This window comes from Pseudodesulfovibrio sp. S3 (assembly GCF_004025585.1).
Lineage (GTDB): Bacteria > Desulfobacterota > Desulfovibrionia > Desulfovibrionales > Desulfovibrionaceae > Pseudodesulfovibrio.
Window position 1 is genome coordinate 13,967 of sequence record NZ_QTZO01000020.1, and the last position, 20,202, is coordinate 34,168.

Genomic DNA, 20,202 nt, shown 5'->3' on the forward strand with positions numbered 1-20,202 from the left:
CCATAATTGCAGGATTATGGCATATCTCGACGTCAGTGACGTAACACTCACCTTCAAGGGCATAGCCGCCCTTATGGGGGTGTCCTTCGCCGTTGAACAGGGGACCATCGCGTCCCTCATCGGTCCCAACGGTGCCGGAAAAACCTCCATGCTCAACTGTATCAGCGGTCGCTACATCCCCGATGGCGGGGCCGGTGGCCCATGCTCCATTTCCCTGGACGGCGAATGTCTGCTGTCCCTGCCCGCGCACAAACGCACGGAGTTGGGACTTTCCCGGACATTCCAGAACATTGCCCTGTTCAAGGGCTTGTCCGTCCTGGACAACCTGATGGTCGGTCGGCACAGCCAGATCAATTACGGGCTGCTCTCCTCCATCTTCTATTTCGGCAAGGCGGTTCGTACCGAACAAAAGCACCGCCGCCGCGTGGAGGATGTCATCGACTTTCTCAACCTTTCACCCTACCGGCACCAACACGCGGGACGCCTTCCCTACGGAGTGCAGAAAAGGGTGGAACTTGGACGCGCACTGGCCGCCGAGCCCAAGCTCATCCTCCTGGATGAACCCATGGCAGGCATGAACCTCGAAGAAACCGAGGACATGGCCCGATATATCCTGGACATTGCCGAAGAATGGGGCGTCACCGTCCTGTTGGTCGAGCACGACATGGGGGTTGTCATGGACATCTCCGACAAGGTCGTGGTCATCGACTTCGGCTCCAAGATCGCCGAGGGCACGCCGGACGAGGTGCAGGCGGACAAGGACGTCATCGCTGCCTATCTGGGCACCGAAGACGCCGCATTCACAGGGAGATAGGAAACAGGAAGGCCCGGCTGTCAGCCGAGATAAAATAAAGGAATTTTCATGGCAAAACCATACAAGACCACGTTGCCCCGGCTGCTCGTCAAGCAGGCCGAGGAGCGCGCTCAGAAGACCGCTCTTCGCGAGAAGGAGTGGGGGGTCTGGCAACCGTTCACCTGGCAGGACAGCCTGCGCACCGCTGCGGAGTTTGCCTGCGGCCTTGAAGCGCTGGGCCTTACGCGGGGCGACATCGTCATCCTCATAGGCAACAACCGTCCGGAATGGATCTGGGCCGAGCTTGCCATCCAGGCCCTGGGCGGCATGGCTTTGGGGCTGTATCAGGACTCGCCCGCAGAGGAAATCGAATACATTTTCGCACTGTCGGAGTGCAAGCTGGTGGTGGCCGAGGATCAGGAGCAGGTGGACAAGATGCTCTCCTTCCGCGACAACCTGCCCAGCCTTGAGTACATTATTTACCACGATTCCAAAGGGCTGAAGGCTTACGAGGCCGAAGTCCCAGGGCTGAAGAGCTTTAAGGCGATACGTCGTCTGGGCCGCGAAAAATGCAAGGACTGCATTTCCCGGTTCCGTGAACTGACCCGCCTGATCAAGCCCGAAGATCCGTGTCTCATCGCCACCACGTCGGGCACCACCGGTCGCCCCAAACTGGCCATGCTTTCGCATAAGAACCTGCTCTCCATGGCCCACAATCTGGGTCAGCATGATCCCAAGTCGGCCACGGACGAGTTTGTCTCCTTCCTGCCCCTGGCCTGGATGGGCGAGCAGATGATGGCCGTGGCTTCGGCCCTGCTGTTCGGGTTCTGCGTCAATTTCCCCGAGACCCCGGCCACGGCTTCTGCCGATTCGCGGGAGATCGGCCCGCATTTCATCTTCTCCCCGCCGCGGGTGTATGAATCCATCGCCGCCAAGGTGGCGGGAGACATCATGGAGACCACTCCGCTCAAGCGGTTTCTCTACAATCTTTTCCTGCCCATCGGTTACGAGTACGTGGACACGGTGTTTGCGGGAAAAACCCCATCCGCCTGGTTGAAATTCAAGTACTTCGTTGCCGATCAGGGGCTGTTCCGCGCCCTGCGAGACCGGCTCGGCTTTTCCCGTATGCGCAGCGCCACCACGGGCGGGGCTGCATTGGGACCGGACATCTTCCGCTTCTTCCACGCCCTGGGCGTGAAGCTCAAGCAGATTTACGGGCAGACCGAAATCGCAGGCATTTCCTGTATCCACAAGGAAGGAGAGGTCGATTTTACCTCAGTGGGCGCACCCATCCCGGAGACCGAGGTCAGGATATCGGACGAGGGCGAGATCCTTTCCCGTTCCCCGGCGGTATTCCTCGGCTATTACAAGAATGAGGGGGCCACCAGGGAGACCGTGACCGAGGACGGCTGGCTGCTCTCGGGCGACGCCGGTTATTTCGACGGAAACGGGCGTCTGGTGGTCATCGACCGGCTGAAGGATGTCATGCATCTCAACGATGGAACCCAGTTCTCGCCGCAGTTCCTGGAAAACAAGGTCAAATTCTCGCCGTTCCTGCGTGAATCCGTGATCCTGGGCAACGGACGGGACCATGTCACGGCCATTCTGTGCATCGACATGGCCATCGTGGGACACTGGGCCGAGACCCAGATGATCACCTACACCACCTATCAGGATCTGGCCGCCAAGGACGAGGTCTATGCATTGGTCAAGCGGGAGATTGCCAAGACCAACGAGACACTGCCCGAAGCAACGCGGATTCAACGGTTCTGCCTGCTCTACAAGGAACTGGACCCGGACGACGGAGAACTGACCCGAACGCGCAAGGTCCGGCGCACGACCATCAGCGAGCGGTATGGTTCGCTCATCAACGCGCTGTATACCGATGCCTGCGCCCTGAATCTGGAAACCGAGATCACCTACCAGGACGGCCGGGTGCGACAGATATGCGGCGACATCCGCATCGAGGACATGGAGGCTTAAGTGGAATATTACCTGCAACTCATCGTCAACGGCCTGGTGGTCGGCGGCATTTATTCTCTGGTGGCCCTCGGGTTCGTCATCATCTACAAGGCAACCAAGGTCGTGAACTTTGCCCAGGGTGAGCTGGTCATGGTCGGGGCATATATCTGCTTCGCCCTCACGGTCCAGCTGCACATCCCGTTCATCTGGGCCTTCCTGATCACCCTGGTCTTCTCGGTCCTGCTCGGCCTGGCCATCGAGCGCATGATACTCAGGCCGCTCATCGGCGAGGAGCACATCTCGGTCATCATGGTCACCGTGGGCATGAGTTCGGTGCTCAAGTCCCTGGTGCAGCTTTTCTGGGGTACCCAGATCAAGGTCTACCCCCAGGTTTTGCCCTCGGAACCGATCATGATCGCGGGGCTGCCCGTGGCCCCGGTCTACATTGCGGCCTTTGCGCTGTCCGCGGTCCTGTTCGCCATCTTCTCGGTCTTTTTCAAGTATTCGCGCACCGGCATCGCCATGCGGGCCACGGCCTTTGACCAGCAGGCCGCCCAGTCCATGGGCATCGGCATCAAGAACATCTTTGCCATGAGCTGGTGCATTGCCTGCGTGGTGTCCGCCGTGGGCGGCGTGATCCTGGGCAACATCAACGGCATCAACTCCCATATCGGCCACCTCGGCCTCAAGGTCTTTCCGGCGGTCATTCTCGGCGGCCTGGATTCCCTGCTCGGCGCGGCGCTCGGCGGTCTGATCATCGGCGTCCTGGAAAACGTCTGTGACGGTGCGGCCCGGCAACTGCTCGGCCTGGGCGGCTTCCGCGAGGTCGCGGCCTTCATCATTCTGGTCGTCATCCTGATGATCAAACCCTATGGTCTGTTCGGGACCAAAGAGATCGAGAGGGTCTAGTCATGCAAGGCAAATGCGGTCTCTTCTTCACCTCCTATCGCGGCGAAGCCCAGATATTCCCGTCCGGGTTCCAGAAAACCATGGTAGGGCTGTTCCTGGCGGCCTTGTGCCTGCTGCCCCTGACCCTCGGAACCCACATGATCTCGATCATGAACCTGATTTTCATTTCGGTCATCGGCGCGGTCTCCCTCAATCTGCTGACCGGCGTTTGCGGCCAGATATCGCTGGGCCACGGCGCGTTCATCGGCGTGGGGGCGTATGCCGCAGGGCAGTGTTCCCTGCACGGCGTGCCCTTCCCCCTGGCCATCCTGACCGGCGGGCTGATCACGGCCATGGTCGGCATGGTCTTCGGCGTTCCGTCTCTCAGGCTCAAGGGTATCTATCTGGCTATCGCCACTCTGGCTGCCCAGTTGGTGCTGGAGTACGTGTTCCTGCACGGAGGGGCTCTCACGGGCGGCTCCAACGGTCTGCTTCTCGAACCGCCGAAGATATTCGGGTTTTCCTTTGATACAGAGATGCGGATGTACTTCCTGCTTTTCACCTTTGCGGCGGCAAGCCTGATCATGGTCTCCAACATCATGCGCAGCAAGTATGGCCGGGCGTTCGTTTCCATCCGGGACTTTTATCTTTCCGCCGAGATCGTGGGCGTGAACCTGTTCTGGTACAAACTCATCGCCTTTGGCGTCAGCTCGTTTCTGGCGGGCGTGGCCGGCGGGCTGTGGGGTCACTACACGGGGTACATTTCCGCCGAGCAGTTCAACATCGGCCTGTCCATTTCCTACCTGGCCATGATCATCATCGGCGGACTGGGATCGGTCATCGGATCGGTCTTCGGGGCCGTCTTCATCGTGCTGCTACCCGAGGTGCTCAACATGCTCGCCAATGTCCTGAATGCCTTCATCCCGGATATCGCCCAGTATATCGTGGCACTGCGCGAAGGCGTGTTCGGTCTGGTGCTCATCCTGTTCCTGATATTCGAGCCGGAAGGGCTGGCCCATCGGTGGCGGTTGGTGAAGGCGTACTGGAAGCTGTACCCCTTTGCGCATTAGGGGCGGCATGGAGCTCAATCCCGCATCTTCGGAGCGGGTCAAGATAGAAACGACGGTTCCTCGCAGTGAGGGAGCGTGTAAACCTTAAATCCCTTAGGAGTTCGAAATGAGGGTTGGTAAAATCATAACTGCGGCTTGTATCATGCTTCTTGCCGGGCTGATGCTGTTTGGCTGCGGAGGCGAGGAACAGAAACCGGCAGAAACCGCAAACAAAGACGCTTCGCCCATCAAGGTGGGCGGTCTCATCGATCTGTCCGGTCCCACTTCTTCCGTGGGCGTACCCTATGCCGAAGGGCTCAAGGGCGGGGTCAAGTACATCAACGACAACGGCGGCATCGACGGCCGCCCACTCGAATTCAACCTCCAGGACACGGCCTACAACGTCCAGCAGGGGCTTTCCATGTACAAGAAGATGGTCAACACGGACAAGGTCGTCTGCATCCAGGGCTACGGCTCGGCTGTGACCGAGGCCCTGGTCCGCACGCTGGCCAAGGACAAGGTGCCGGATATGTCCGCGTCCTATTCGGCCCATTTGACCGACCCCAAGACCGCACCCTACAACTTCTTCATTGCAGCGGACTATTCCACCCAGGCTCGGGCCGCCATCAAGTACTTTCGCGACGCCTGGACCGAAGAGCGCGCACCCAAGATCGCCTTCATCTATCCCGACCATCCGTACGGGCTTGCTCCCATTGCCGGAGCCAGGGCCTACGCACTTGAATTGGGCTTCGAGGTCGTGGGCGAGGCCAACGTCTCCCTCAAGGCCATCGACGCCACCACCGAGCTTCTGCCCCTCAAGGAGCTGGCTCCGGATTACTGCTGGATAGGCGGTACCACGCCGTCCACTTCGGTCATCCTCAAGTCCGCCAAGAACATCGGCATGGACACGACCTTCTTCGTCAATATCTGGGGAGCTGACGAGAACCTGGCCAAGCTGGCAGGCGAGGACGCCAACGGCGCCTATTCCAACCAGGCCGCTGCGGTCTATGGTCAGGATGTGCCCGGCATGAAGGCGATCATGGAGGTCACCGACAATGTGCCGCAGATGACGCACTACACCCGGGGATTCGTCTCCGTGCTGGTCATGGCCGAAGGCATGAAGCGTGCCCTTGCCAACGGTCCGCTCACCGGCGAGTCCCTCAAGACCTCCCTGGAGACCCTGCGCGACTTCGACCCCATGGGGCTGGCTCCGCTCATCTCCTACTTCCCGGATGACCACCGCCCGAACATGGCTGTCTTCCTGTACATCATCAAGGACGGCAAACTGACCTTCGTGAAAGAACAGATCCTGGAACGCCGCGCCGACTGGCTCGGTCATTAATCTAGAATGAAGACCGGGGGAAACCTCCTGAAAGAGGTTTCCCCCGGCTCCCCCTTCCAGAACTTTCCGGTGCCACGCCGCGCGTCAGGAAGGGGAGGGCCGGAAGCTTTCCCGTGCGGCGTGGAGGGCGTGAGTCCGCGAAGGTCGCGCCTCTTGAGAACGAAGACAACCGCCGCCTGCGCCCCGGATGATTCCGTATGTCCACCCAGCGGCGCGACAAAAAGTTTTGGAGGGTTCTTAGGGAACCTTTTTCAAAAGATTCCCTAAGCCGCCGGAGGCAAGTGTGAGTGATATTCTGAAGGTAGAGAATCTGGAAGTCGTGTACAACGACGTGGTCCTGGTCCTGAAGGGGCTGTCCCTGGCCTGTCCCGAGGGACGGATCACGGCCCTGCTCGGGGCCAACGGGGCGGGCAAGTCCACCACGCTCAAGGCCATTTCCGGTCTGCTGCAATGCGAGGACGGCAAGGTCACGGACGGTGTCGTTTTGTACCGGGGCGAACCCATTCAAGGGGTTGTCCCGGAAAAGATCGTACGCAAGGGCATTTTCCAGGTCATGGAAGGCCGTCGCATCTTCGAAGACCTGACCGTGGAGGAGAATCTCAAATGCGGGGCGTTCACCCGCCCGCGTTCAGAAATTGCCGACTCCCTGGCATTGGTTTACGAATATTTCCCGCGTCTCAAGGAGCGGCGCAAACAACTGGCGGGATACATGTCCGGCGGCGAACAGCAGATGTGTGCCATCGGCCGCGCGGTCATGGCCAAGCCCAAACTGCTCCTCCTTGACGAACCGTCCCTGGGGCTGGCTCCGTTGCTGGTGGAAGAAATCTTCGACATCATCAAGAAGTTCAACAGCAAAGAGGGCGTGACCATCCTGCTCGTGGAGCAGAACGCCCGGGCCGCCCTGTCCGTGGCGGAATCCGCCTACATCATGGAAAACGGTCGAGTGGTCATGGACGGCAAGGCGTCCGACCTGCTCAACAACCCGGACGTGCAGGAGTTCTACCTGGGCATGGGACATGCCGGGGCCAAAAAAAGCTACCGGGATGTAAAGCACTATCGCAGAAGAAAACGTTGGCTCGGATGACGGCAGGGGCCCTCTGCACATTTTTCGCGGTTGTTACGGCCGCGAGAAAATGCACAGTTGACCCACTCTCACAAGCCTCTAAGTGTTTTTTTGGGTATTAGGTTGAGGTCCTGGTTGTGAAGAATGAGTGTCGTGGTAGAAATAATTTTCCATCTGTCGTACAGCGAACACAGGGTGATTTCAGGCAGGACTCTCCGCCGATAGGCGGAGCGATAAAAAGTTTTGGAGGGTTCTTAGGGAACCTTTTTCAAAATGTTCCCTAAGCCGCCGGAGGCATTCTTGATGTATTACACCGAGTATGAGACCGAGCCGCGCGAGAAGCGGATGAAGCGCAAGTGGAAGGGTGTCCGGGAGGTGCTCATGGAGGCGGAAAGGGCCTCGGGCGAATTCCAGGCGCGCCTGCAAGCCATGGGCGCCTGTGCCAAGGATTTCAAGGACTGGAACGATTACGGCAAGATCCCGCCCCTGCGCAAGAAGGACATCATCAAGTGGCAAAAGGAACACGGCATCGGCTGGTTCCTCAACTGTACGCCCGGCGAGCTCGGGCGCATCTACCAGTCCCCCGGCCCCATTTTTGATCCCGAGGGCGTGGAACCTGACTACTGGGCCTGGTCCGAGGGGTTCTTCGCCGCCGGATTCCGGCCAGGCGATCTGGCCCAGATGACCTTTTCCTATCACATGACCCCGGCGGGCCTCATGTTGGAGGAGCCGCTTCGGGACATCGGATGCGCGGTCATTCCGGCCGGGCCCGGCAATACCGAAAAACAGATCGAGTTTCTGACGAGCCTGCCGGTCACGGCCTTTGTGGGCATGGCCAGCTACCTCAAGATCATCGGCCAGAAGGCCCTGGCGGCAGGTCTTGATCTCAGAGAGGATTTCCATCTGGAAAAGGCCTATGTGGCAGCCGAACCCTTGTCCGAAGCGTTGCGCGCCGAGGTGGAGGAGATGTTCGGCATCACCGTCCGCCAGGGTTACGGCACGGCGGACGTGGGCTGCATCGCCTACGAGTGCATGGAACTGGGCGGCATGCACCTGTCCAATTACCGCCACGTCGAGATATGCGATCCGGCCACGGGATTGCCCCTGCCCGACGGCGAGCTGGGCGAGGTGGTGGTCACGCCGTTTTTCACCGATTATCCCCTGGTGCGCCTGGCCACGGGCGATCTTTCCTCCATTGATACGGCTCTGTGCACGTGTGGCCGGACTGCCCGAAAACTGACGGGCTGGAAGGGCCGCGCAGACGATACCGCCAAGGTGAAAGGGCAGTTTGTCTATCCCGGCCAGGCTGGGGCGGTTTTTGCCAAGCATCCGGATATTTCCGGCTGGCAGATTCGGGTAAAGAGTGTTATGGGCAGAGACGAGTTGGTGGTCGCGGTGGAAACCGCACAGCCCATTGACGAGGAAAAGTTCATCGCCGACTTTCAGGCGATCATGAAATTGAGACCTGTCGTCGAGACAGTTGCGCCCGGCACATTGCCGGAGAACGCACCCCGTCTTGTCGATGCAAGGACTTTCGATTAACTCCGGTTTGTCAGCCGGGATTGCGGTCCTAATCGAACTGGGCGGTGCCAAGAGCATCGCCCTTTTTGGTGGGCTGGAGCGGGGCAAGGATTTGCCTTCAATTCTCCAGGCTCCTTCGAAGTGTCAATACGTGGTATGCGTACTCCGAGTTGGTTGTTCTTGCGGCTGTAGGCACAGTTTGTTACTGCATCCGACAAACGGTATCAGTTCTGTTCAATGAAGGAGAAAATCAGTGGGACTTAGTTTTCCGGCTGTTCAAGCTATAGTGGGGCTTTGGAAGGACAAGCATTTCGAGGGCAAGAAGAAAGTGCTCGAAATCGGTTCACAAGAGTTGCATCTCACCTTTGATGATTTTAAGAATCTTATGGAATCATACGGAGTTGATGGATTCCAGGAAAAGAATTTTGAGGAATGGGGGTGGGAAGACCGCGGCAAATGCTATTTTGCTGAAAGGCTCTATTCTTTGTTGGGGTTTGAGGACTATGCGTGTTTTGACATGAATGGAGACAACAAGGCTATTGCGCATGACCTTAATTTCCCTTTCATGGACGATTCGCATTGGGGTCAATACGACCTGGTGACTGATTTCGGATGTGCAGAGCATATCTTCAATGTGTCTGAAGTCTACAGAACCATGCATCAGGTCTGTCGCCCCGGCGGCATATTTATCCATTGCCAGCAGATGTTCAATACGAATGGGTACTATTTGTTTGAGCCTTCCTTTTACGAAGATATTGCTGCGGCCAACGGGTATGAAATTCTTTTTTCCAGTTTCATCGTAACAGCCCATTCCTCCATAAAGGAGTCCGGGAAATATTCTTGGCTTCTTCCCATGTCCAGCGAATTAATCGAGATCATGGACTGGACAAAAATAAGCAGCATTGGATTGCTGTATGCCATGAAGAAGACGAAGGATGCAGACTTTCAGCTGCCATACCAAGGCAGCTATATGAGCACCATGTACGGCAACCTGGGGTATGACATAGCTTCCCTTTCGACATACAGGCGCCCCACCAGGACGTATGTCCCTGTGTTTGAGAGAAAGGACGACATTAGTTCCCGTGAATTCAAACGAGTGTGCAGGAGTTATTTTAAGAAAAAACTAGGACTGCGCTAGCCCTCCAAAAACATCTGCTGCACGGGTAAGGAATAGCATTTTCCTGGTTTGAGGATGCCTTGGAAAATAGAAACAACATGGTTTTCCTGTGTGCCGGGATTTTGTACCGTGGTTGTCCCTGTGTGAAGCTCTCTGTGAGGGTACGTGTTTTTCATATAAGTATAGGTTTTATCAAAATCGCATCGAGGAGTTTTTATGTTCATGAGATCATTGGAGATTGTTCCTCGCGTTGCCGACAACAGGTAGCACGTAGGTCACAGAATGATCTGGTTCTGGCCCTGGCGGAACCCTATGATTCCATAAGAGGATTCTTCTGTTTTCCTCCCGGCTTGAGCCGTTTCGGACCACTGTTCGGTGTTCCGTCTATTTTCGTGTTCCCCATTGTGTCGGCAACGTGTCATTGCCTGCGATTCATGACAAGTATGTAGTATTCCGGTTGCTGGACATCCGTGTCCCTTGTAGCTGCCGCAGCCGGACTGCCTGCTTTCCGTTGAACAACCCTGATACGCGGCAGGGATATCGTGCTTATTATTGCCGCGGTGTCGGAGTATCAAGAAATGGTGGTACCAAATGAATGGAACAATTGAATCATACGAAGAATCTTCAAGGATGACGGCACTTATCTCCATGGGGTGGAATGCCTTTTTCCAGGAACATGCTGTAGGGCAGGGTGTTCCCGCCAGGGTTTTCAGTGTGAATAAAAACCAGTTTATCCTGAGTCTGGGCAACGAGACCTGCCAGGTCAGGATATCCGGGAAACTGCGTTATCAGACCGCTTCCGCCAATGCCGGGGTTTTGTATCCCGTTGTCGGTGACTGGGTCCTCGTACAGGACCTGACCATCACCAAGGTTTTGCCTCGGCGGAACATGTTGGCGCGGGGCGCTGCCGGAGGCCGTGGAAGGAACAATGCCCCTGCCACGGGAGAACAGGTCATGGCTGCCAATCTGGATACGGTATGCATTGTCTGCGGCCTTGACCGCGATTTCAATGTGCGCCGGATCGAGCGCTATCTGACCCTTGTCTACAACTGCGGTTTGCATCCTGTGATCGTCCTGACCAAGGCGGACCTGCATGATGCGCCGAGAGCCTGTGCGGACGAAGTGAGGGAAATCGCTGTCGGGGTTCCCGTGCACCTCGTGGCTGCGTCCGAGGAAACCGGACTGCTCGAACTTGAGCAGTATCTTGCCTCAGGGAAAACCGTCACCATGATCGGCTCGTCCGGAGCAGGCAAATCCACGCTTCTGAACAGGCTCTATGGCGAAGCTATCCAGTCGACAGGAGCGGTCAGCCAGAGTGTGGGCAAAGGGAAGCACACCACAACGGGGCGTGACCTGATTGTCATGCCTCAGGGCGGGATGATGATCGACAATCCCGGTATCCGGGAAATCGCGTTTTATGACAATGACGGCGGAGTGGAAAGCGCCTTTGCAGATATCGAACAGTTGGCTCAGGGCTGCCGCTTCCCCGATTGCAGCCATCTGCATGCATATGGTTGTCGTGTTCTCGAAGCTGCCGCAAATGGGGAGCTTTCACAGGAGCGGCTCGAAAGCTACTACAAGATGAAACGGGAACTCGACTACCTCTCTGATCGACAACACAACAGTGCGGACAGGGTGGAAAAGAAACGATGGAAAGGTGTTTCCATGCGTGTGAAGAAAATGAAGAAAACCACGCGGAAGTGGTAAAGATTCATATCCTGGCACAGAAAAGAGTCAGGCCTGTATTGCCAGAGATCTGATTGAACCGGATGAAAAAAGGCCCGGACCCGTTGCGTGTTTCAATGCGCAAGGGTCCGGGTCTGTCTTTGTCTAGGCGATATCTGCGGTTTCAAGGATGGCCTTGAATCATTTGCCGCAATTAGTGACCGCAGCCGCAACCGCCCGAGCCTGCGGAACCGCAGGAGCTTGCCGAGGTGCAGCCGCATCCTGCGCTGCCGCCGCCAACCTGGTTCTCGGATTCGACATTGAATCCGTACTGAGTCATGTCGACGGTGACCGCTCCGGTTGCCTCGGCCAGTTCTTCCTGGATAAGGAAGGTGAAGGCATCCTGCTCAACGGTTTTGTCGCCGTCGCGGACCTCGTCAAGGGCCAGGGACAGGCGCGGTCCTGAGCACCCTCCGTCAGCCAGGTGAACGCGGATGGGCTGGATCTCTTTGCCGTCGAAATATCTGGTCAATTCCTGTTTTGCTGAGTCAGTGACAGTGATCATGTTGTTCTCCTTGGGATAAATAGTATTTCAAAGAGAATAAGTATGATCTATTCCTTGTAAAGAGAAAAGCAATAAAAAAAGGGAGAGAAGGCCGGATGGCGAGAAAATGTGAAGCGCGGGGCGCAAAAAAAGGCCCGGAACCGTCGCGTATCGGAGTACGCATTGGTGCGGGCCTTTTTTCGTGCGCCTGGGGTGCAAGATCATGTACGGCGAAAAATCGTCAACAATTCACTTAACCCGGCAGGTCGCAGCTTATAGTCGTTAGCAGCCGCAGCCGCCTGATCCTGCGGAACCGCAGGAGCTTGATGAAGAGCAGTCGCAGCTTCCGCCGGAACCGCCGCCGACCGGGTTTTCAGACTCGACCACGAAACCGTAGTAGGTCATGTCGATCTTTATGTTGCCGGTCTGGGCTTGCAATTCATTTTCGATGAGGAAGGTTAATCCTGCGGCCTCGAACACTTCGTCTTTATCGGTAGGCTCATCCAGAGCCAAGGTCAGGCGTGGGCCTGCTCAACCGCCAGCCGCGAGATAGACGCGGATGGGGGATGCTTCCTTGTCCTGGAAATAGCCTTCCAGCTGCTTCTGGGCAGCTTCGGTGACTTCGAACATGTATAAATCCTCCTAATTGTGGTCGGGAAATGAAGAGGTAAGGTCTATACCACCCTTTGTCAAATCCAAAGTTGCCGATTCTGTCTGGTGGAAGTTGACCACCCCTCGGGTATGGGCTAATTTCCTACGTTCCTTGAACCGAAAAAGCCATGCGAGGCCGATATGATGAAAGATTGCGGCACCATTTTGTCCGAGAAAGAAATGAGCCGGACACTCGAGCGACTGGCCGTTGAAGTATATGAGCGCAGGGGGGATGATGAATCCTTGGCGATCATAGGCATCCAGCGGCGCGGCGCAGACCTGGCCGAGCGGCTGAAGCTGCTTCTGGACGAGCGCCTGGGCCGCAAGGTGCCCCTCGGCAAGCTCGATATCAATCTCTATCGCGACGACTGGACCACCAACCTGGAACTGTCTCCCACCATCAATTGCTCGGAGATCGGGTATGAGGTGGAGGGGCGCTCCATCGTGCTGGTGGACGACGTGCTGTATTCCGGCCGCACCATCCGGGCCGCGCTGGAGGCCATTCTCGATTACGGCCGCCCCGAGCGTGTGGAGTTGCTGGTTCTGGTGGACCGGGGACACCGCGAGCTGCCCATCCAGGCCGACTACGTGGGCAAGAGGCTGGACACCCTGGGTGACGAGCATGTCAACGTGCTCGTGGTCGAGCGCGACGGCGAGGACCGCGTCTGTCTGGTGCGGGGCGAGTAGCGATGGTCTTCACTCCCCTGGCGCGTGACGAGATTCTGCAGCCGTGCATCACTCTGGTGGGCATGGCCGGGGCCGGCAAGTCCACTCTGGGCGGATTGCTTGCCCGGCGGCTTTGTTGGGGACAGCTCGATACGGATCGGTACATGGAGTCCTATTACGGACTTCCGCTTCAGGGAATCATGGACACCTACGGGCTGGACGAATTCCTGCGCATCGAAGAGCAGTTGGTCTCTGAACTGAATCTGACACGGACGGTTGTTTCCACCGGAGGTTCGGTCATTTATGGCCCCAGGGCCGTGAAGCGGCTCAAGGAGCTCGGCAAGATAGTGCTGCTCGACATCGACGAGTCCACCTTCATCAAGCGGGTCGGGGACGCCGAGAATCGCGGGCTGGCCATAGGTCCGGGCAAGACCATGCAGGACCTTTACAATGAGCGTCAGCCGTTGTACCGCAGGGTCGCCGACATCACGGTCAGAACAGACAAGCTCTCGCCCGAAGCGTGCGTCGACCATATTCTCGAACATATCAGGATCGCATGAACAAGCTTACCCCCAAGGCCTCTTTCCGCAAGCTGGCCGCCATATACGACAAGATGGTCGCCCGATACAACGCGGTGGCCGAACCCATCGGAATGCGTTGCGATGCCTGCACCGACAACTGCTGTCTTTCCTTCTTCCAGCACCACACCTACGTGGAGTGGGCCTACATGTGGGAAGGGTTGAACAAGCTCCCGGCCGACCGGCTGGAGGAAATCAGGGCCAGGGCGCAAGCCTATGTGGAGCAGGGGCAGGACGCTTTGTCTCGTGGTCAGCGTCCGCACATCATGTGTCCGCTCAACATTGACGAGGACCAGGGCATCTGCGGGCTGTACGAGCACCGGCTCATGATTTGCCGCATGCACGGCGTGCCGAACATGCTGGTCAGGAACACGGGCCAGGAAATCCGCTTCCCCGGCTGCTACCGTTGTCAGGATCTGACCCAGGGCATGGACCCGCTCCCCACCGTGGACCGCACCCCCATGTACAAGGACCTGGCCATGCTGGAGATGCAGTTCGTGGGCAAGCATCTCAGGCAACTGCCCAAGGTGGACCACACCATTGCCGAGATGATCGTGCTGGGGCCGCCGCGGCTGAAATAGAGCGCCTGGCTCCGGCGATTCCCTTCGGAAGGATCAGGACGCTGTCCAGGTCCCGTTCAAGGCAGAGGGCCTTGAGCATCCCATTGCTCCAAGCGTGCGGTCGCCAGTTGCCGAGGCAATTGGTCCGGTCTGGATTTTTCCCTGTCAGGGGTGTAGTGGATGGATCATGAAAAAAACTATGGCATCCATCCTCGCCCTGCTTATGCTTGCGGGTGCGATCGTCGCGGCTGGGAGTTTTCCGCTACGGTTGCCGGGGGAGGCGCAGGCTGCCTCGACAGTCTACCACGGAAACAGGAATTCCTACATTTTTCACCAGCCCGCTTGCCGGTATTACAACTGCAAGAACTGTTCGGTGGTCTTTACCTCGCGCCAGGAGGCGCTGGGTGCAGGGTTTCGGCCCTGCAAGATCTGCAAGCCATGAGAAGGCTCACACCGACAGCGTGAATCCGGCCCTGGCAAAGGTGAACTGTCCGGCCTGGAGCAGGCAGATTTCGTTTTCCTTGGCGGAAATCTGGCGGTATTTCTCGTCGTCGGGCAGGGCGGAATTCCAGACCTGGGCGATCTCGGTGCGGACCACGTTGATGCGCTGTTCCATTTGCTTGAGGCTGAAGGTGCCGTTCTTGATAGGTTCGATGGCGGCTTCCTTGAACGCCTGGATGGCCTCGTCGGAAAATTCCACGAAGTCGCCGAGCAGGTGTTCGGCCTGTTCCTGCACCACTTCCCTGAGGTGCCCCTCAAAGCCGTAGCCGCCCTGTATATGGGTGTTGTCCATTTCGATATACATGACCTTCCTCCGTGCTGGTCGCGTATATCTCCTATCGGACTTTCTTGAGAAATCTTAACATTGGTCGGCAACCGGTTCCAGGCCGGGCTTTCCCGCTCCGGGTTGACGGGTTTTTCGGGGTGGGGTAGGCCTCCGGTCATGTGCTCCTAGCCGCACCATACGGACAGTGGTCGCGTGTTGTTGAAAAACACCCTGAAAACACCTTGTTGAGGAGTGCACAATGAAAAATAGTTTGTTCTATACCGATATGATTCCCCCCGATGCCCGTGCCCTGTGGGACGGGATGTACAAGATTCCCTGGAACGACCCTGCGTTCAGCGGGCGCATCCTTGCGGAACACCTTTCCCAGGACCATCATCTTGCCAGCCGCAAGCTGGACGTCATTGAATCCCAGGTGGCCTGGATCAATGCGAACGTCTTGACCGGGGTTTCGGCCTCGATCCTGGACCTCGGCTGCGGACCGGGGCTGTATTCCCGTTGTCTGGCCGGGGTATCGCACCGGTATGTCGGCCTGGATTTCAGCCCGGCGTCGATAGACCACGCCCGGCAGGAGTTCGGTGTTCCCGGCCGGTGCGAGTTTCGGCTCGGCGATGTGGTTGAGGCCGATTTGGGCGGTCCCTTCGATCTGGTCATGATGCTCTACGGCGAGTTGAATGTTTTTTCGCCCGATCAGTGCCGGCGAATACTGGTCAAGGCGTTTGAAGCCCTGGCACCCGGAGGCCGCCTGCTTGTGGAGCGGCAGCGGGTGCACGCCGTGCAGGCCGTGGGCCAGGGGGTGAACACCTGGACGCGGGCCGAATCCGGCGGCCTGTTCGCCGAGGCCCCGTATGTCTGCCTGACGGAAAACCATTGGTTTCAGGAGGAAGGGGTTTCCCTTCAGTGCTTCCAGGTGTGGGTCAAAGGGCAGGATGCACCTGTCCTCTACAGGAGCACCACCAAGGCATGGACGGCATCAGAGATGGAGGGCTTGTTTCGGTCGGCCGGTTTCATCGACGTGGTCCATCACTCGGATTGGCCTGTTCCCGACCAGGGACTGGCCCTGGTGTCAGGCAGGAAAGGGTAACGACAAGGCCCGCAGCATCAGCCGTGGGCCTTTTTTCGTTATGGGATTGGGAGTGGTGGGCGTTGCAGGGAGCCCGCTGTCCCAAGCCGAGTCACAGGGCGACGTCGGCGCCTTGGAGGAAGGCGATGAAATCCCTGACCCCGGCCTGCCGTGCGAACACGTAATTTGACACCCAGCGGGTGAAGGTCATCTTGCGGCCGTAAATTTCATACTTCCGGCCCGGCCCTGCGAAATCCCAGCCGAAGAACTCGGCCACCTTGGGATTGATGGGTTCTTCGAATTCCGGGAAGGGGTCGCCCAGCGCACCAAGGGCCGCTTCTTCCGGTGCAGGCAGGCCGAGTTCGGCTAGAATGCCTTTGGCTGCGTGATCCATGAGCAGGGGGCCGGGGTGGTTGATCGTGTTGAACAGTTTGATATTCCGGTAGTTTGTCTTTATCAGATCCACATACTTGATCGGGGTGTGCGATTCGCGCTCCCGCTCCTGTTTCAGGGTGTCTGCCACCATCGATGTCAGATCGAACTTGGCTCCCATGTCCGTGTGTATGTAGACCAAAACCGTTTCTTCCGGCGGCAGGCCTGCGTCGATGTAGTTGTCGAGCAGTTCGCATCGATAGTCGAAGCCTTGCTTGCCTGTCCAGGTGGGCCAATAGCCCTTGAAGAACATGTTGGGGATGCACAGACTGTGCGCTGTTTCAGGCAGCTTGGCGAGCAGGGTTTCAGAGGCCAGTTCCTCCCATGCGGCGTCGAGGTGTTGGTAGAGGAAAAGGGAGCATTGGGCCAATTCCTGGTCCGGGATCGGTTCGCGAATGTAGTTGGTGTAGAGCCTGCACTCGTAACGCTCCCGGAATTCCGGGCAGCAGTCGAGGCGATCCATGAGCGGTTCGCCCTGGCAGTTGGCGTGTACGATGCAGAGTTTCCTGTCCATATCGACTCCGGAAGCGGTTGAAATCGTGAATGAAAAGCAGTGCGGATTGGATAGCACGGAAGTGTCGCCCCAGCAATGTCTGTATTGGTGGTTTACAGGGGTAGGGCGAGAATGTAACCAAACGCGAAACCAAAACACCAATCCGAGGACTGAACTCAATGGAAAATAGTTTCAAGGACGCATTGAACTCCATCCGCCCCGTGGATCGGACCCTGGCCGAAAAGGGGCAGGCCCATCTCGACAATCTGACCAAACCCCGTGGCAGCCTGGGGCGTCTGGAGGAGTTGGCCCTTCAGTTGTTTCTTATCCAGGGAGGACAACCGCCAAAGGTAGACCCCATGCGCGTCTACACCGTGGCCGGTGATCACGGCGTCTACCAAGAGGGCGTCAGCCCGTATCCTCAGGAGGTGAGCCGTCAGATGGTGCTCAATTTCCTGGCTGACGGTGCGGGCATCAATGTCCTTGCAAAGACGGTGGGTGCACAACTCTTCGTGGTGGACGCAGGCTGCTGCGGCGGCAAGTTCGACGACCATCCGAGCCTGATTCAGGCCAAGATCGCCCCCGGTACCAACAATCTGGCCAAAGGCCCGGCCATGACCCGCGAACACTGCCTGCAAGCATTGCTGCTCGGCCTTTCCCTGGCAGACCGTGCCCATGAGGAGGGCGTCAAGGTGCTCGGCACCGGTGAAATGGGCATCTCCAACACTACCCCTTCCACGGCCCTGTACAGTGCCTATCTCGGATTGGACCCCGAGATCATGACCGGTCCCGGTGCCGGTCTGGACAAGGCCAAGCTGCCCTCCAAGGTCGAAGTAATCAGCAAGGGGCTGGCCGTCAACCGGGCCGCCGTCGATTCCGGCGACGCCATTGAGATTCTGGCCGCGCTCGGCGGTTTGGAGATAGCCGCCCTGACCGGACTCATCCTGGGCGGCGCAAAGAATCGTCAGCTCGTCTGTGTGGACGGATTCATTTCCACGGCCGCCTATCTGGCCGCCTGGAAGCTTTGCCCGGACGTCAAGGACTATTGTCTGATCAGCCATGCCTCAGCCGAACCGGGCCACTCGGCAGCAGTCAAGGCCATGGGCCTTGATCCGTATCTCCATCTCGGCTTCCGCCTGGGCGAAGGCACGGGCGCGGCCTGCGCCATGTTCCTGGTCCGAGCCGCAGCCAATATCTACAACGACATGGCCACCTTTGCCGATGCGGGTGTGTCCGAAAGCGATTAGATTGCCTCCGGCGGCTGGAGGGAAGGGAGAGGACACCTTTTGAAAAAGGTTCTCCTCTCCCTTCCCCCCAGGCCCCCCATCCCTCTCTTTCCAAAACTTTGTGACGCCGCTTGGCGGGGTTCTTCAGAGTGTTTCCCTTGTATCACTTGTCTCCCCCCTTACCGCGGGCTACACACCTTTTTCCCAAATTGGAGCGATTTGGGTGCCAAAGGCACCCAACAGCGGCTCTCTTCCCCCGGTGCATCGAGGTGGTTGAGAGTGGTGCAGATGTGCATTTTCTCGGGTGCAGCTCAACCGGAGGCGTAGCCTGGCTACGGTGAGGATCGAGCAAGCCCGAAAAATGTGCAGATGCGCCGCTGTCGGCCGCCGGCACTACAAAGCGCACCAAAAGAATAGGCCGGTCAGTTAACCTGACCGGCCTATTCTTTTGGTGCGCTTTGTACGCCCCTACGCATCTCCGAGGTCTCCGGTAACGGCTTGTATGACGTCACCCTTGGCGTTGTATGTTCCGGTGGCCTCAACCTTCACGAGTTCGCGGGCCATTTCCGGATTTTCCAGAACCTGTCTTTGCAAGCGGACCTTGCGGATGGACTTGACCTGTTCGGCCAAATTCGAACCTTGTACTTCAAAACCGGCAACTTCCATGATTCTTACCTCCTTGCATGGAGTAGTGAATATGTTCCTTGCAGATTTTATCGGCAAATATTCAGAAACCTTTAGGCTAGGGGTGGCCATGCGGGCGCATTTGCTGCCCGATAGCTTGATTTTATTTATTTTTTTCATATAAAGAAATCTTTAGTCCTCTGTCGGAAAGGGTGTCGGAGCGGTCAGTAGTGCAGCTGGGTCCGAACTATTTGGATTCCCGGGCATAGACTTCGTCGAGAATTGCCTTGCCTCCGGCGTCCAGAACCATTCCGGCCAGGATCATGCCCACGTCCCAGGCGTTGTCCACATGGCCTTCTGCCATCAGGCGGATGGGGCGGGAGCCGTCCACGTCGGCTACGAAGCCGGTCAGTCTGACCTGGTCGCCCTCGATCACGGACCAGGCCGCAATGGGGACTTGGCAACCGCCGTCAAGGCCGGTCAGGAAGCCGCGTTCGGCCATGACCTGGTGTCTGGTGGGCGTGTGGTCCAGGAAGGCGAGCATGTCGCGCACTTCCTGGTTGTCCGAATGGAACTCGATGCCGAGCGCTCCCTGGGCCACGGCGGGCAAAAAGTCCGGCGGTCCGAGGATTTCCTGCTTGGGTGCGGACAGGCCCAGTCGGTTCAGTCCGGCGGTGGCCACCACGATGGCGTCGAAGTCGCCTTTGAGGAGCTTGTTCACGCGGGTGTCCAGGTTGCCGCGCAGGGATTCGATCCTGAGGTCGGGCCTGAGCGTGGCCAGTTGGGACTGGCGGCGCAGGCTGGAGGTGCCGACCAGGGCGCCTTCGGGCAATCCCTTGAGGCCGTCGTATTTGACCGAGAGCAGCGAGTCCGTAGGTTCCTCGCGTTCCGGGATGATGCCGATTTCCAGGCCTTCGGGCAGTTCGGTGGGCACGTCCTTCATGGAGTGGACCGCCAGTTGGGCGCGACCGTCCAGGAGCGCTTCCTCGATCTCCTTGACGAAAAGTCCCTTGCCGCCGACCTTGGCCAGCGGAACGTCCAGGATGATGTCGCCCTTGGTCTTGATCTTGAGCAGGTCGACGGACAGGCCGGGGTGTGCGGTTTCCAGACAGTCCTTGATGTGGTTGGCCTGCCAGAGAGCCAGGGCACTGCCGCGGGTGGCTATGGTGAGTTTCTTCATT

21 protein-coding genes are annotated in these 20,202 nt (G+C 58.0%); 15 read left to right on the top strand and 6 right to left on the bottom strand.

Annotation, left to right across the window (positions count from 1 at the left end):
* Positions 1–16 precede the first annotated feature (16 nt).
* The 9 genes from DWB63_RS15070 (at position 17) to rsgA (ending at position 11,442) form a co-directional block, all read left to right on the top strand.
* Complete coding sequence (locus DWB63_RS15070; RefSeq protein WP_128329687.1) at positions 17–814, top strand: ABC transporter ATP-binding protein; 798 nt, start codon at positions 17–19, stop codon at positions 812–814.
* A gap of 48 nt (positions 815–862) precedes the next feature.
* The gene (locus tag DWB63_RS15075) at positions 863–2,776 is read left to right on the top strand and encodes an AMP-binding protein (protein WP_128329688.1); all 1,914 of its coding nucleotides are present in this window, start codon (positions 863–865) and stop codon (positions 2,774–2,776) included.
* The gene (locus tag DWB63_RS15080) at positions 2,777–3,664 is read left to right on the top strand and encodes a branched-chain amino acid ABC transporter permease (protein ID WP_128329689.1); all 888 of its coding nucleotides are present in this window, start codon (positions 2,777–2,779) and stop codon (positions 3,662–3,664) included. It begins immediately after the preceding gene.
* Between the two features lie 2 nt (positions 3,665–3,666).
* Positions 3,667–4,713, top strand: a complete 1,047-nt coding sequence (locus tag DWB63_RS15085) for a branched-chain amino acid ABC transporter permease (protein WP_128329690.1) — start codon at positions 3,667–3,669, stop codon at positions 4,711–4,713.
* A 106-nt stretch (positions 4,714–4,819) separates the two neighbouring features.
* Positions 4,820–6,034 carry an ABC transporter substrate-binding protein gene (locus tag DWB63_RS15090; RefSeq protein WP_128329691.1) on the top strand — a complete coding sequence of 405 codons (1,215 nt, stop codon included), beginning with the start codon at positions 4,820–4,822 and terminating at the stop codon, positions 6,032–6,034.
* Positions 6,035–6,317: 283 nt separating this feature from the next.
* Positions 6,318–7,118: an ABC transporter ATP-binding protein gene (locus DWB63_RS15095; RefSeq protein ID WP_128329692.1), complete on the top strand. Its 801-nt coding sequence runs from the start codon at positions 6,318–6,320 to the stop codon at positions 7,116–7,118.
* 282 nt (positions 7,119–7,400) lie between these two features.
* Positions 7,401–8,639, top strand: a complete 1,239-nt coding sequence (locus DWB63_RS15100; protein ID WP_128329693.1) for an AMP-binding protein — start codon at positions 7,401–7,403, stop codon at positions 8,637–8,639.
* Between the two features lie 232 nt (positions 8,640–8,871).
* On the top strand, positions 8,872–9,756 hold the full coding sequence (locus DWB63_RS15105; protein ID WP_128329694.1) for a class I SAM-dependent methyltransferase: 885 nt from the start codon (positions 8,872–8,874) through the stop codon (positions 9,754–9,756).
* 609 nt (positions 9,757–10,365) lie between these two features.
* The gene (rsgA, locus tag DWB63_RS15110; RefSeq protein WP_206613180.1) at positions 10,366–11,442 is read left to right on the top strand and encodes a ribosome small subunit-dependent GTPase A; all 1,077 of its coding nucleotides are present in this window, start codon (positions 10,366–10,368) and stop codon (positions 11,440–11,442) included.
* A 172-nt stretch (positions 11,443–11,614) separates the two neighbouring features.
* Here the strand turns inward: rsgA and DWB63_RS15115 are convergent, their stop codons facing one another.
* A complete protein-coding gene (locus DWB63_RS15115) occupies positions 11,615–11,965 on the bottom strand; it encodes an IscA/HesB family protein (protein ID WP_128329696.1) in 351 nt (116 codons plus the stop codon).
* Between the two features lie 261 nt (positions 11,966–12,226).
* Complete coding sequence (locus DWB63_RS15120; protein WP_128329697.1) at positions 12,227–12,574, bottom strand: IscA/HesB family protein; 348 nt, start codon at positions 12,572–12,574, stop codon at positions 12,227–12,229.
* Positions 12,575–12,739: 165 nt separating this feature from the next.
* Here DWB63_RS15120 and pyrR point away from each other — a divergent pair, with 165 nt between their 5' ends.
* The 4 genes from pyrR (at position 12,740) to DWB63_RS15140 (ending at position 14,841) form a co-directional block, all read left to right on the top strand.
* Positions 12,740–13,282, top strand: coding sequence for a bifunctional pyr operon transcriptional regulator/uracil phosphoribosyltransferase PyrR (gene pyrR / locus DWB63_RS15125; protein WP_128329715.1), 543 nt, complete (start codon positions 12,740–12,742; stop codon positions 13,280–13,282).
* A gap of 2 nt (positions 13,283–13,284) precedes the next feature.
* Positions 13,285–13,821: a homoserine kinase gene (gene thrB / locus DWB63_RS15130; RefSeq protein WP_128329698.1), complete on the top strand. Its 537-nt coding sequence runs from the start codon at positions 13,285–13,287 to the stop codon at positions 13,819–13,821.
* Positions 13,818–14,420, top strand: a complete 603-nt coding sequence (locus tag DWB63_RS15135; RefSeq protein ID WP_128329699.1) for a hypothetical protein — start codon at positions 13,818–13,820, stop codon at positions 14,418–14,420. Before thrB ends, DWB63_RS15135 begins: the two co-directional genes overlap by 4 nt.
* A 202-nt stretch (positions 14,421–14,622) precedes the next feature.
* On the top strand, positions 14,623–14,841 hold the full coding sequence (locus DWB63_RS15140) for an Ada metal-binding domain-containing protein (protein WP_241648882.1): 219 nt from the start codon (positions 14,623–14,625) through the stop codon (positions 14,839–14,841).
* Between the two features lie 6 nt (positions 14,842–14,847).
* Here DWB63_RS15140 and DWB63_RS15145 read toward each other — a convergent pair whose 3' ends face one another.
* The gene (locus DWB63_RS15145; protein WP_128329701.1) at positions 14,848–15,204 is read right to left on the bottom strand and encodes a hypothetical protein; all 357 of its coding nucleotides are present in this window, start codon (positions 15,202–15,204) and stop codon (positions 14,848–14,850) included.
* A 220-nt stretch (positions 15,205–15,424) separates the two neighbouring features.
* Here DWB63_RS15145 and DWB63_RS15150 point away from each other — a divergent pair, with 220 nt between their 5' ends.
* A complete protein-coding gene (locus tag DWB63_RS15150; RefSeq protein ID WP_128329702.1) occupies positions 15,425–16,267 on the top strand; it encodes a class I SAM-dependent methyltransferase in 843 nt (280 codons plus the stop codon).
* A gap of 91 nt (positions 16,268–16,358) precedes the next feature.
* Here DWB63_RS15150 and DWB63_RS15155 read toward each other — a convergent pair whose 3' ends face one another.
* Positions 16,359–17,192: a WcbI family polysaccharide biosynthesis putative acetyltransferase gene (locus tag DWB63_RS15155; protein ID WP_128329703.1), complete on the bottom strand. Its 834-nt coding sequence runs from the start codon at positions 17,190–17,192 to the stop codon at positions 16,359–16,361.
* 158 nt (positions 17,193–17,350) lie between these two features.
* Here DWB63_RS15155 and cobT point away from each other — a divergent pair, with 158 nt between their 5' ends.
* Positions 17,351–18,418 (top strand): nicotinate-nucleotide--dimethylbenzimidazole phosphoribosyltransferase, encoded by a 1,068-nt coding sequence (gene cobT, locus DWB63_RS15160; RefSeq protein WP_128329704.1) that lies wholly within the window; start codon positions 17,351–17,353, stop codon positions 18,416–18,418.
* A gap of 447 nt (positions 18,419–18,865) precedes the next feature.
* Here cobT and DWB63_RS15165 read toward each other — a convergent pair whose 3' ends face one another.
* Both DWB63_RS15165 and hemC read right to left on the bottom strand, forming a co-directional pair.
* Positions 18,866–19,063 carry a hypothetical protein gene (locus DWB63_RS15165; RefSeq protein WP_128329705.1) on the bottom strand — a complete coding sequence of 66 codons (198 nt, stop codon included), beginning with the start codon at positions 19,061–19,063 and terminating at the stop codon, positions 18,866–18,868.
* A gap of 205 nt (positions 19,064–19,268) precedes the next feature.
* Positions 19,269–20,201: a hydroxymethylbilane synthase gene (gene hemC / locus DWB63_RS15170; RefSeq protein WP_128329706.1), complete on the bottom strand. Its 933-nt coding sequence runs from the start codon at positions 20,199–20,201 to the stop codon at positions 19,269–19,271.
* Between the last annotated feature and the right edge of the window lies 1 nt (position 20,202).

Bases quoted from the DNA above. Each gene is read 5' to 3' on its own strand.
- DWB63_RS15075 (WP_128329688.1), top strand. From the start codon at position 863: ATGGCAAAACCATACAAGACCACGTTGCCCCGGCTGCTCGTCAAGCAG.
- pyrR (WP_128329715.1), top strand. From the start codon at position 12,740: ATGAAAGATTGCGGCACCATTTTGTCCGAGAAAGAAATGAGCCGGACA.
- DWB63_RS15140 (WP_241648882.1), top strand. From the start codon at position 14,623: ATGCTTGCGGGTGCGATCGTCGCGGCTGGGAGTTTTCCGCTACGGTTG.
- DWB63_RS15145 (WP_128329701.1), bottom strand. From the start codon at position 15,204: ATGTATATCGAAATGGACAACACCCATATACAGGGCGGCTACGGCTTT.
- DWB63_RS15090 (WP_128329691.1), top strand. From the start codon at position 4,820: ATGAGGGTTGGTAAAATCATAACTGCGGCTTGTATCATGCTTCTTGCC.
- hemC (WP_128329706.1), bottom strand. From the start codon at position 20,201: ATGAAGAAACTCACCATAGCCACCCGCGGCAGTGCCCTGGCTCTCTGG.
- cobT (WP_128329704.1), top strand. From the start codon at position 17,351: ATGGAAAATAGTTTCAAGGACGCATTGAACTCCATCCGCCCCGTGGAT.
- DWB63_RS15115 (WP_128329696.1), bottom strand. From the start codon at position 11,965: ATGATCACTGTCACTGACTCAGCAAAACAGGAATTGACCAGATATTTC.
- DWB63_RS15070 (WP_128329687.1), top strand. From the start codon at position 17: ATGGCATATCTCGACGTCAGTGACGTAACACTCACCTTCAAGGGCATA.
- DWB63_RS15135 (WP_128329699.1), top strand. From the start codon at position 13,818: ATGAACAAGCTTACCCCCAAGGCCTCTTTCCGCAAGCTGGCCGCCATA.
- DWB63_RS15100 (WP_128329693.1), top strand. From the start codon at position 7,401: ATGTATTACACCGAGTATGAGACCGAGCCGCGCGAGAAGCGGATGAAG.
- rsgA (WP_206613180.1), top strand. From the start codon at position 10,366: ATGACGGCACTTATCTCCATGGGGTGGAATGCCTTTTTCCAGGAACAT.
- DWB63_RS15150 (WP_128329702.1), top strand. From the start codon at position 15,425: ATGAAAAATAGTTTGTTCTATACCGATATGATTCCCCCCGATGCCCGT.
- DWB63_RS15155 (WP_128329703.1), bottom strand. From the start codon at position 17,192: ATGGACAGGAAACTCTGCATCGTACACGCCAACTGCCAGGGCGAACCG.
- DWB63_RS15165 (WP_128329705.1), bottom strand. From the start codon at position 19,063: ATGGAAGTTGCCGGTTTTGAAGTACAAGGTTCGAATTTGGCCGAACAG.
- DWB63_RS15085 (WP_128329690.1), top strand. From the start codon at position 3,667: ATGCAAGGCAAATGCGGTCTCTTCTTCACCTCCTATCGCGGCGAAGCC.
- thrB (WP_128329698.1), top strand. From the start codon at position 13,285: ATGGTCTTCACTCCCCTGGCGCGTGACGAGATTCTGCAGCCGTGCATC.